The 10477-nt window shown below is 55.9% G+C and carries 12 protein-coding genes; 2 read left to right on the top strand and 10 right to left on the bottom strand.

The features are described from left to right. Positions 1-145 precede the first annotated feature (145 nt). From QMC81_10930 to QMC81_10950, 5 genes are all read right to left on the bottom strand, one after another. Positions 146-589, bottom strand: coding sequence for a DUF3795 domain-containing protein (locus tag QMC81_10930; protein MDI6907981.1), 444 nt, complete (start codon positions 587-589; stop codon positions 146-148). A 32-nt stretch (positions 590-621) separates the two neighbouring features. Further along, positions 622-1008, bottom strand: a complete 387-nt coding sequence (locus QMC81_10935; GenBank protein ID MDI6907982.1) for an RsiV family protein — start codon at positions 1006-1008, stop codon at positions 622-624. A 79-nt stretch (positions 1009-1087) separates the two neighbouring features. Then, the gene (gene rsgA / locus QMC81_10940) at positions 1088-2146 is read right to left on the bottom strand and encodes a ribosome small subunit-dependent GTPase A (GenBank protein ID MDI6907983.1); all 1059 of its coding nucleotides are present in this window, start codon (positions 2144-2146) and stop codon (positions 1088-1090) included. 288 nt (positions 2147-2434) lie between these two features. Then, on the bottom strand, positions 2435-3832 hold the full coding sequence (locus QMC81_10945) for an MEDS domain-containing protein (GenBank protein MDI6907984.1): 1398 nt from the start codon (positions 3830-3832) through the stop codon (positions 2435-2437). A 246-nt stretch (positions 3833-4078) separates the two neighbouring features. Then, complete coding sequence (locus QMC81_10950) at positions 4079-4438, bottom strand: hypothetical protein (protein MDI6907985.1); 360 nt, start codon at positions 4436-4438, stop codon at positions 4079-4081. Positions 4439-4632: 194 nt separating this feature from the next. Here QMC81_10950 and QMC81_10955 point away from each other — a divergent pair, with 194 nt between their 5' ends. Further along, a complete protein-coding gene (locus QMC81_10955) occupies positions 4633-5130 on the top strand; it encodes an HPP family protein (GenBank protein ID MDI6907986.1) in 498 nt (165 codons plus the stop codon). A gap of 230 nt (positions 5131-5360) precedes the next feature. Here QMC81_10955 and QMC81_10960 read toward each other — a convergent pair whose 3' ends face one another. The 4 genes from QMC81_10960 to QMC81_10975 form a co-directional block, all read right to left on the bottom strand. Next, complete coding sequence (locus QMC81_10960; protein ID MDI6907987.1) at positions 5361-6392, bottom strand: ABC transporter permease subunit; 1032 nt, start codon at positions 6390-6392, stop codon at positions 5361-5363. Further along, positions 6367-7266: an ABC transporter ATP-binding protein gene (locus QMC81_10965; GenBank protein MDI6907988.1), complete on the bottom strand. Its 900-nt coding sequence runs from the start codon at positions 7264-7266 to the stop codon at positions 6367-6369. The genes QMC81_10960 and QMC81_10965 overlap by 26 nt, the downstream gene beginning before the upstream one ends. Continuing rightward, on the bottom strand, positions 7263-7655 hold the full coding sequence (locus tag QMC81_10970) for a GntR family transcriptional regulator (protein ID MDI6907989.1): 393 nt from the start codon (positions 7653-7655) through the stop codon (positions 7263-7265). The genes QMC81_10965 and QMC81_10970 overlap by 4 nt, the downstream gene beginning before the upstream one ends. A gap of 225 nt (positions 7656-7880) precedes the next feature. After that, positions 7881-8345 (bottom strand): hypothetical protein, encoded by a 465-nt coding sequence (locus QMC81_10975; GenBank protein MDI6907990.1) that lies wholly within the window; start codon positions 8343-8345, stop codon positions 7881-7883. Positions 8346-8794: 449 nt separating this feature from the next. Between QMC81_10975 and QMC81_10980 the strand changes: the two genes are divergently transcribed. Next, entirely contained in the window at positions 8795-9055 is a 261-nt protein-coding gene (locus QMC81_10980) for a hypothetical protein (protein MDI6907991.1), read from the top strand. Between the two features lie 260 nt (positions 9056-9315). On the opposite strand, the gene QMC81_10985 is transcribed toward QMC81_10980, so the two are convergent. Further along, a complete protein-coding gene (locus QMC81_10985) occupies positions 9316-9525 on the bottom strand; it encodes a hypothetical protein (GenBank protein ID MDI6907992.1) in 210 nt (69 codons plus the stop codon). Positions 9526-10477: the final 952 nt, after the last annotated feature.

Genomic DNA, 10477 nt, shown 5'->3' on the forward strand with positions numbered 1-10477 from the left:
TGACATAACCGTAGTGAAACCCTGTCCGGGTGGCTTCAATCCTGGTGTCTGCGGAGGCTCTCCTCACCCCATTTTCTCCTCTCACTCATCAGTCTCATCACAGGAGGCACTGTGCCTCTCTCCTCTGGCCAAGTGAGTTAACAGCCTAGTACCTGGGCATTTTTCTATACTCGTTAAAGTACTCGACCACGCCGATCTCCTTCATCCGGTCGTTTCTGATCCGCCAGTTCTTTTTCAAAGGGGCGAAAAACTCCTTATCGCAGGGATAGTCCGGGCACTGGAAGCAGAAGTCCACTCCCCTCTCCCTGTGGCACGTCCGCGCGGCACAGGTTACAAAACAGCGGACGTTGTCACTCCGGCACCCGCCGCAGGCCCCCTGAGAGAAATAAGCGAGTATCTTCTCAAACTTCTCATAGTCGGCAAACTCCGGGTGTACGGCGGCCTTCATCCGCGCCACCCGCTGGTACCCGGTCAGCATCTTCAATAACCGGGTACTGAGTTCCTTGATTTCCCCATTCTCGTAATCAGCGCACCTGCTGCAATCCAGGCCGCACGGCGCAAGATGCTTTAGAACCTCCACATATTCCACCGGTTCCCAACCCTCCTCTCCAGGCATACCTGTCACGGCATCGCCGAAACCGGGATCTCGAATTCCGGCATCCCGGTGGCATAGGGGGCGATCTCATACTGGCCGAAGTAAACGACGACGGCACCCTCTTTGATATAAAACGGCTGGTCTTCGCGGATCGTCTTCACGCGGTCGGCGGCGTCCTCATAGAAATCCTGGGGCCTCGCGGAGATCTGCTTGCGGATCTCGCCCGCCACCAGGCTTTGGTAGTCCTCGCCCGGCTTAAAGAAGTCCTTGAGCAGAAGCGTCTTCCCCGTCCGGGTATCCAGGTTCTCACCTCCCTCCAGGGCGGGCTGAAAGTCCCCGCCCCCGGTATTCGCCAGCCTCTTCGCGCCACCCGAACAACAACCGTACTCCCGGATGATTCCGCGTAGTCCCAATATACTTGGGCCGGCAACAGGCGTCAACCGTATCCTCTAAAAGTGAAAGGCCTTCCGGACGGACCGGAAGGCCTTTTCTCTAGCGCTTGTAGAAGGCTTTAATTTGCTTATGGATCTTCTTCCATTTCTCCTTGTCGGCGAGGTAGGCCTGCCGGTCAGTCTTGCGCGCCAGGTAGGCAAGCTCTTTCTGCAGCTTCACGTAGTTGCCGTAACGGCTTTGGTCCAGCGTTCCGTCGCGCAGCGCCGCGATGACCGCGCACCCGGGTTCGTTCTGGTGCCGGCAATCGGTGAAACGGCACCGCCGGGCCAGTTCCTCGATATCCTGGAAGGTGTCCTGGAGCCCCTGGTCGGAACCCCACAACTGCAGTTCCCGCATGCCGGGGGTGTCGATGATAATGCCCCCCTGGGGTAAGAAGATCATCCTGCGCTGGGTGGTCGTGTGCCGGCCTCGGTCGTCGTCCGGCCGGGTTTCCTGCACCCGCTGTATTTCCTCTCCGGTGAGCCGGTTGATCAGCGAGGACTTCCCGGCCCCGGAGGACCCCAGCAGGGCCACCGTCCGGCCTCGCCCCAGGTAGGGCCGCAGTTCTTCCAGGCCTTCGCCCGTCAGGTTACTGATCGCGTGGACGGGCACCCCGAAGGCGATGGCTTCCACGGCAGCCTTCTTAACATCCACGTCCTGGCAAAGGTCGGTCTTGCTGAGCACCACCACGGGGTCGGCCCCGCTTTCCCAGGCCAGCGTCAGGTAGCGTTCTATCCGCCGCAGGTTGAAGTCCCGGTTCAGGGCATTGACCAGAAACACGGTATCAATGTTGGCGGCCACGACCTGTTCCGCGCACTGTCGCCCCGCCACCTTGCGCGAGAACTTGCTCCGGCGGGGGAGAACGGCGTGGACCGTGGCCTTGCCTTCATCCCGTGCCGTAAACACCACCCAATCGCCGACGGCGGGGAAGCCCTCCGCGTCCGGGGATGCGTATCGCATTTTCCCGGATACTTCAGCAAGAAACTCACCGTGTTCAGACAGAACCTGGTAGAGGTGGCGATATTCAGTTGTCACGCGCCCGACAGCGAAGCCCTGTTCCTTAAACGGCTGATAATGCCGGGCGTAAAAAGAGTTCCATCCCAGTAGATTGAGGTCCAACGTGGATTCCTCCTGACCCGAAATGTCTGGTCATGGAACCCACAACCACCAAAGCAGTTGACATAAATCAACACTCCTTCATATAAAGTGTACCTCGGACACTTCAAGACGCGTCCGGGATAACCTGCTTGACCCGACTGACAATGCCCCGTTGTCCAAACGGATCCAGTAAAGCCCGTAAAAACAGCCCTGGCATCCACTACCTGATTATATCTCTATTGCGGTCCGCACCTCAATCGGGGTCAAATCTCGTGGCCGGCATACGGGAGGTGCTGAAATCCAGTTCGATCAACCTGATGCCGTCCGGGGTTGAACAACTTCATGCTCACTGTCTTCGCCCCCTGCGGCGGCCAGGACTCCTTGCGCATTCAAAGCAGGCCTGCCTTTCCGGGGGGCCGCCGGTTCTGCGGGTGAAAGGCTGGATGACTCTCTAAACGGTTTGAAACGGATATAAAAGGTGGTGCCTGTGGGTCCGGTACGAAAGTCCATTATCGCATTGTGTTTCTCCATAATCCTGTAGCAGGTGGCCAGCCCTAAACCCGTACCCTGTTCCTTGGTAGAGAAAAACGGGGTGCCTATTCTTTCCAGGTTATCCGGGCTGATCCCGGTACCCTCATCCTGTACTTCCAGGACCGCTTCATGGTCATTGGCATATGTTCTAACCGTTAGAGTCCCCCCGGGAGGCATCGCATCCAGACCGTTGCGCGAAAGATTGAGGATGACCTGACGCATGTCTTTACTGTTGAGCAACACCTCGGGAACTTCACCCAGGTCCAAGGCTATCCTCTTGTTTTCTTTGAGGGCATCGGCTTGAAGCAACGGCAGGAGTCTAAGCAGTATGGTATTAATGTTTTCCTGTCTTAGGAAGGTATTCTTGTCTCTGGCCAGAGAAAGAAACTCCCGGATGATACTGTTGGCTCTTTCCACCTCTTCGATGACCAGCGAAAAGTAGTTGTTATACCTTTGCAGGTCTTCCTTTTCTTGAAGCAATTGTAGAAATCCCTTAATCGACGTCATGGGGTTTCTGATTTCGTGAGCGATGCCGGCTGCCATTCTTGCGATTAGGTCGAGACGGTCAAAGTTGCTGATGATATCCGAATGCTCCAGATTACAATCAGCCGTGATAAAAGAAAAATGGTGATTGCTGACCACATCCACAAGTTCGTGGATGCTGCATTTATCAAGCTGATAGATGCACAGGGCGATCATATTCAGCCCGCCGATCCGTTTGTGAACCTCCGCTTCGTACTCCATAAACTTTTTCCAGTACCGCTTCTTAAGCCACGTGGTGTTTCCACATACTCTAATGCCGTCGTATCCTTGGGACAGGGCCCCCTCCACCTTGCCAATCCAGGAATCCAAGACGGTTTTGTTGTCGAAATCGCCGTATTTCAGGTACCACTCCGAGTGCGAGATAACTTCTATCCGGCCCCGGTTGTGGTAAGACGCAAACCCCGGAATTGCACTGTCCAATGCCTTTACTGCCTCATAGGTCCCGATGGGGTCTGAAGTGACCCAAAGACAAAACTCGTTATTCTCCAAGCCGGTTCTTAAGTAGGGAACCACCAGATTAACCAAATCGTGTTTGGTGCCAAAAAAGCCGGCAATGTGGGTGCCCCAGGGAACATCGTTGATATAATTTATGCCGGTCTTTCTCAGGTCTGCAGACGTATCAGCCGGTTTCATATATGTATCGTCCCTTCAGAATCTGTAATTAACCGCCTGTGCTTACCCCTACCGCGCCATCCCGGAGACCGGTGTCCACAAGCTGCTCCATACCGGTCGCAGGCTTCTGCAATACCCTGTCGTTCCATGTCGAAGTCCCCCTTTAAAGCGAAAACCGCTGCTCGACCGGCAGCGGGTATTCATGTCTCACCCTTTTAACCTTTCGACAACGAACAAGTTTATCCTGCAAACCATGAACACAAATGCTCAAGAGCTACGAAACAAGTACCGTGTCCTGGCTACGCTGCTGGGGTGGGTGCCGCCCCGGTAGGGTCGGCTGTCGGCGGCGAGCCGGCAGATGACCTCCCGCATGTGGGCCGACCTGCCCAGTTCATCGAGAATCTCCGTGAGGGCCGGCTCCAGAATCCTCAGCGCCTGGGCATAAGCCTGCCTCAGCAAGGTCAGTGTCAAATCCCTGCCGCCCGTTTGCAGGAGAAGATGGTAGGCCTCGTTACACAGCAGCATGGTGTCGTAGGGATGGCCGCCGGTGAGTTCCACCAGTTCGCGCACCACGTTCTCGTCGGCCTTTATCCCCTGGCCGGCGTATTTCTCGACGATATACGCCAACCAGGCTCCCGCCGGGGGTGTCATGGCCTCGCTTGCAGGAATGAAGAAGAGACCTGTCGAACACTGCCAATCAGCGCTACCGAAAGCCAGGGGAACAAATGTACGCCGAAGAAAAGCAAGACATTGGCGCTGAGAGAAGGGACCCTTCGTCCAGACGTGAGCCAGAACCCGAGTCCGATAGGCCGGCATTCCGTTTGATCGACCCGAAGTTCCGTCACAACACCGGCCCATACCTGTTGCAGTGCGGCTTGGCCGCAGCCACGATCGTGGTCATCCTGCTCTTTCTCGACGTCATTTCCCACACGGCCATCATCGCCACCCTGGGCGCGAGCGCCTTCATCGTCTTCACCATGCCCCGGCAGTACTGCTCGCGGCCCCGGCCCTTTCTCGGCGGGTACCTGGTCGGGATGACCGTAGGCTGCCTGTGCTGCCTGCTGTCCCACGCCCAGTTCCTCAACCCGCTCCTGCTCACACCGAGAACGTCCTCCATCGTTTTCGGCGCTCTGGCCGTGGGCGCCGCCATCCTGCTGATGACCATCACGAACACCGAACACCCGCCGGCCACCGGCATGGCCCTCGGGCTCGTGCTGAACGAGTGGGACTACCAGACGCTCATCTTCATCCTGCTTGCCATCCTCTTCATGGCCGGCGTGCGGCATCTGCTTAAATCCAAGATGATCAACCTGATGTAGGCTGGAGAGGCGCGCCGCTTGCAAGCGGCAGTTGCCGACCCCGCGCAGCCTAAAAACGGGGACACCATACCAAATTCCCGCCCGCCTGTTCAAAAGAAATTAAGGCGAGTTTGGTGTCCCCGCCTGGGCCAGGCGCCGCTGGAAATGGAGGACGAAGAAGCCGCCGCCGTCAACGCCCGGCTCTTTGATGGACGCTATCTTACCCGCATTCGCGGGTTCAGGGAATCACGTCAATGTTTCTTACGCCAGTTGATGATCCCGCTGACGAGCAGCCAGAAGGCTCCGCCCACCAGCAGATAGACAACGATGGCGGTGAAAACGCCGGGGTTCCAGCGGTGCATCACCATCGGCCCGATCAGGAGGGCGAAACAAACGGCGACTCCCAGCTTGAAGAAGCCTTCCATCCGGCCGAACATCAGGACCTCGCCGTTATTTTCCATCTGATTCCTGGCGAACAAATACTGGGTAAGCTTATAGAGCACCCACGTTGCCAGGATCACCAGGCCGTAAACATACATCAGATTATCATCCTCGTAATACCCAATCCCCAGGATGTAGGCCGGTACGGTCAGCCGTTGCCCAATCTCCCATAGAAGGTTGACAAGCTCGTTGGTGTATAAATGGAAGACCGCATCCATATTGAAAGCGATCAAGGCGGTAATCCCCACGGGGAAGAACAGGAAGATCAGGGCCAGCAGCCCGTTCCCCAATGTGGTACCGCTCATACTGGAGATAAACATGGTGAAGGCAAAGACGAAGCCCAGGACCAGCACGTTGCGCAAGGCCCATTCCCAGACGCGTGCCGGATCGAAAGGAACGATACCGGGGTTAACAGCAATGAGTACAGTCATGATGAGGGCGTTCAGGACAAACACCGCCAGCAGCAGTCCAAAACCAAACAAGAACTTGTTATAGATCACCTCTCGGCGGGAATAGGGCATGGCCAGCAGCAGATCGAAGGTCTTACGGTCCCGCTCCTGGCCCACCATCACCGCCGCCAGCGCGATCACGAAGAGAACGGAGCCGAGAGCTTCAAAGGCCCTGTTAAACCATACCAGGTCGGCCGTCGTGAAATGCAGATAAGCGCCGCCGGATGCGGATATGTCCCGTGCGGCCATCTCCCTGAAAAGCATTATCTCATTGAAGAGCGTGTAACTGCTTATATAGGTGATGAAGCCGACGAAGAAGGCGGTGATCGTCGAAGTGTTCATCCATTCTTTCCATAGCAGGGTCTTGTTAGGCCACAACGCCGTGAAACTCATAGCCGAGTCCTCCCATCCTGTAGATGAAGATGTCCTCCAGGGACAGGTCGATGTCTTCCAGCAAGAGGGGTTGATAGTTTAGCAACTCCGCCTTGATCCCGTCAATGTTTTCCTTGACCACGATCGAGTATACCCGTCCCTGCCGCTCAACCTTGAGGATCTCCGGCCGTTTCAGGAATTCCTCGGGAAAATCAACGTTAAAGGCAGCCTGAATCCTCCTGATGTTCTTCTTCATCTGTTCTAAGCTTTCGTCAAACAGCACGCGGCCCTCGTGGAGAATACCGATATGGTCGCAGGTCCGCTCCAGCTCATTGAGCTGGTGGGTGGCAATAAGAATGGTGGTCCCGTTCCCGGCCACTTCATCCATCAGGATGTTCAGCACCTGACGGCGCAGCACGGGGTCCAATCCCGAAGTCGGCTCATCGAGCACCAGTACCGCGGGCATCAGGGACAGGTTCAGCAATACGGCCAGCTGCGTGCGCATCCCCTTCGACAGCTTGGCCACCTTTTGACCTTCCGGCAAATGGAAGACCCGGCTAAGCTCCGTGAAACGCTCCTCGCTCCAATGCGGGTAAGTCCGGCGGTAGAGCCGGATCATGTCCTTGACCCGGAAACCGGGGTAATAATGCTGGTAATCGGCGACGTACCCCACCCGGGACTTGACCGCGGGGTCCCGGTGGACATCGCGCCCGTCAATCAGGACCCGCCCGCCGCTCGGCAGCAAAATACCCATGATCGTCTTGATCAGCGTGGTCTTGCCCGCGCCGTTGGGGCCTATCAAGCCGAATATGCTCCCACGCTCGATATGGAGGTTAATGTTCTGGAGAGCCTGAAACTCCCCGTAGCTCTTGTGCAAGTTCTCGATTTGGATCACCGGTCGCCCTCCCCTATCGCCAGTTCTTCCAGCAACTGATCCATCATTTCAGTGATCTTTCGCTTATCCAGCCCCAGGTAGTGGGCTTCGATCAGGACCTTGCGTAAGTCATCCCGCAGGATACCCAACCTCTCGGGATCCTCACGGGGTTTGTAGTGCATGCTCACATAAGTCCCTTTGCCCCTGAGGTTTTCAATGATCTTCTGCCGTTCCAGCTCCTGATAGGACTTCTGCACGGTGTTCGGGTTGATGGTCAGTTGTACGGACAGCTCGCGCACAGACGGCAGCTTATCTCCCGGCTGTAAAACACCCCTCAGGATCGCCGCTTTGATCTCCTGGACCAACTGCTGGTAGATGGGCGTGCTGCTGCGCTGGTCGATCTTGATCACGGCATTACCTTCCCCCTGTGTGACATGTGTACTAGTTAAACTAGTACACTTAGCACAGATTCAATTTATCACTTTTTCCTGCGCTGTGTCAAGGATGTTTTCATCTGTTTCTCGGGGGGAAAGTCAGCGGTCAGCCGTTTACGGCAAAGCCTTCATGAAACATCACCATACCGCTGTGAAATTACGGGGACACCATACTAAATTTCCGCCCTGTATGGTGTCCCTCTAACTCTCCGATGGGTCACCGCCTTCCTTCCGGGCCAAGCGCCGCTGGAAATAAAGGAAGACCGGCAGGGGAATGACAATCCACCCGAGGCTCTTGATCAGGGAGTTCTTCGCTCTGCCCACCTGTTCTTCGCGGTGCATCTTAACGGCGGTCTCGTACCGGGCCTTGATTTCGGCGTCCGTGTAAGTCCGGCCGGGCTCCTGCAGCTTCTGAGTCTTGAAGTCCTCGATGGTCTGGTAGTACGGTCTCGGGGCCACGATGTCCGCCAGCGCCATGAACGCCCCGACGCTCCCGCCGATGGCCATCATCAGCGTGGCGAACAACACCAGGTAGACGTAGACGCTCTTGACGATGTTCTCTCCTCCTCCCCCGGCAGAGACTCCCTGCCTGATTCCCGCTCCCACAGCCACTAGAACGACCGCTGCAACGGCCAGCACCGTCAGAGGAAAAAGCAAAGCAGTCATTTCTTACCCTCACCTTGTTTAATAAGCAAAACCGCCAGACCGCGGCAATTGTGCCATTATAATGCGGCGCACAGGCAGAGGCCGCCCCCGTTGACGCCCGGCTTTTTAATAATCCCCTGGGAGACCGCGGGATCTATGATCCTCCTTCAGGCTGCTTGCTAACATTTTCCTGCAAGAGGACAGGACTGGGTTGGATTGCTGTCGAATTCTATCAGAAGACTGTCATCAGGGGGTATGTATGTGCGCAAAGCCCATTTTCAATCAGGGGAAAGAACGGATGCAGCATACGTGTTCTCTGCTCCCGGGCAAAAGGAGGATGGCGCCTCTTGCCCAGTATCCGGAGCCTGGGGGTGGTGGCGCAAGCCATGGTTCCGCGGCCGGTAACCCTTTCCATCTCACCCCCTTTATGATAGCATGGCGTCGTAGACCACCCGGGGGAGGTCCGTCCCGTGGAGAAGGTTCTGCAACAAATCCTAGCTGAGCTGAAGGAGCTGCGCCAGGGCCAGGAGGCCCAAGCTAAAGAACTTGAAGCTCTCAGATTGAGCCTCCTCCGCTTTGAAAACAACGCCTACGACAAGTTTGGTGCTCTTTTCGATGCAGATAAAGCTCGACAAGAAACCCTGAAAGAGATCAAGGAGCAACTTGCCGCCCACGATGCGTGCCTCGATGCACATGGGGGCGAACTGGCCCGGCTGCGCGTCAAGCGCTGAACGTAAAGATCGTTATACTTGCCCGGCTTGTCCCGCGCCCGCCTGCGACGGCGCTGTCGCCAAACCGCTCCCGGAAAACCTTGCGGATGCCCTCGGGAGGCATCAGGAAGAACTATCCCTATTTGTCATCCCAAAGACCCCTGACCAGATCCTCCCTGGTCATCTTGAGATGCGCCGCAACATCGGAGAGGATTCGGTTTACCGTTCCCACCCGGCTAGACGCCTGGCCAACTCCTCCCCGGTGACATCCCTTGGTATTCTCATACCGCAATGACTTCATCCTTTACAAAGTGAAGGCGGATAAACCGCGGGAGGTCCTTCTCGTCAAAGTGACAGCGTACAGCGTCACGTACCGCCTCCCTAAGGTCATCCAGCGAGTCCCCCTCCGTAAAGATTGAATAGCCAAGCGCCCGGGCTTCGTATCCCCCCTGCGCGGATTCCTCAACCAGAAAGAGTACCTCCTTCTCCACGCGTTCCGGCATCCTTCCTGTTTTCCCATTACATCTATTCTACCACGCCCGCTACGTGACACAGTCCATTGTCCGCGCCACACGACACAGAACCCATTCTCCTAACACGCAAATAGCTCGGCGACATAGTCCTTGAAACACCACTCGCTCCCGAAAGCTTGACCGACTTCGACTGCCTGGGTTTCTTGGGTTCCACAGCCTACAGCCGCAGCGGCCCGCCGCTGCAATAGCAAGGTGTCGGCACCGGGTAGGGGTCACCTCGCGCTTGACTCTGACACCTGACCCTACCTGAACCACGCCCGGCGTCCGTGCCCGGTTCACTAGACCTGGATACCCCTTTCGTCGGGGAGGGATTCCCGAGTGCTATCTCCACAAGTGCCCCGCCCGGCAAAGCTTGACCAGGACGTCGGCGTCACTGACCGCCTTTGGTACACTGACCCTTGTAATCCGCCGCAAACTGGAAACCCATCTCCTCGGGTGTTTTTTGCCACATGCCAAGCAATTCCTGAAGTTTCTTGTAGCTCACCCTACCATCTTCGTAATTGGCATTCAACGCCTGGAGAAAGACCCTGGGGATCTGGGCTCCCGTTGGGCTGATCCCCGAGTGTCCCTCAAATCCCCCGTACTCATTTTCATTTAAGTAAGTAATTCTTAAGGATATCATATAGACCGGTAGCTAATACGCCTAAGACAATCACTACAATTCCATACCGAAGCTTGCTCCGCAAAGAGTTTTCTTCTATAAAATCAGTATAAGGCATTAACCATCTAAACGACCTCGTAAACACGTAAAATGGCAGTATTACCATAAGAAGCAATAGGATGTAATCAGGAAATCCTATGAGTTCCTTCAAATTATATCCCACTATAAGGCTTAAGGGAACTGAGACATACATAGCATACCTGTGTACAACTGAATGGAAATTCTTTTTCTTTGTAAAAAAGGAAAGAT

Source organism: Thermoanaerobacterales bacterium, assembly GCA_030019475.1.
In the GTDB taxonomy this organism is placed as follows: Bacteria; Bacillota; Desulfotomaculia; order Desulfotomaculales; family JASEER01; genus JASEER01.

Excerpts from the sequence above, each read along its gene's own strand:
- QMC81_10960 (MDI6907987.1), bottom strand. The coding sequence starts at position 6,392 with ATGAGTTTCACGGCGTTGTGGCCTAACAAGACCCTGCTATGGAAAGAA.
- QMC81_10945 (MDI6907984.1), bottom strand. The coding sequence starts at position 3,832 with ATGAAACCGGCTGATACGTCTGCAGACCTGAGAAAGACCGGCATAAAT.
- QMC81_10975 (MDI6907990.1), bottom strand. The coding sequence starts at position 8,345 with ATGACTGCTTTGCTTTTTCCTCTGACGGTGCTGGCCGTTGCAGCGGTC.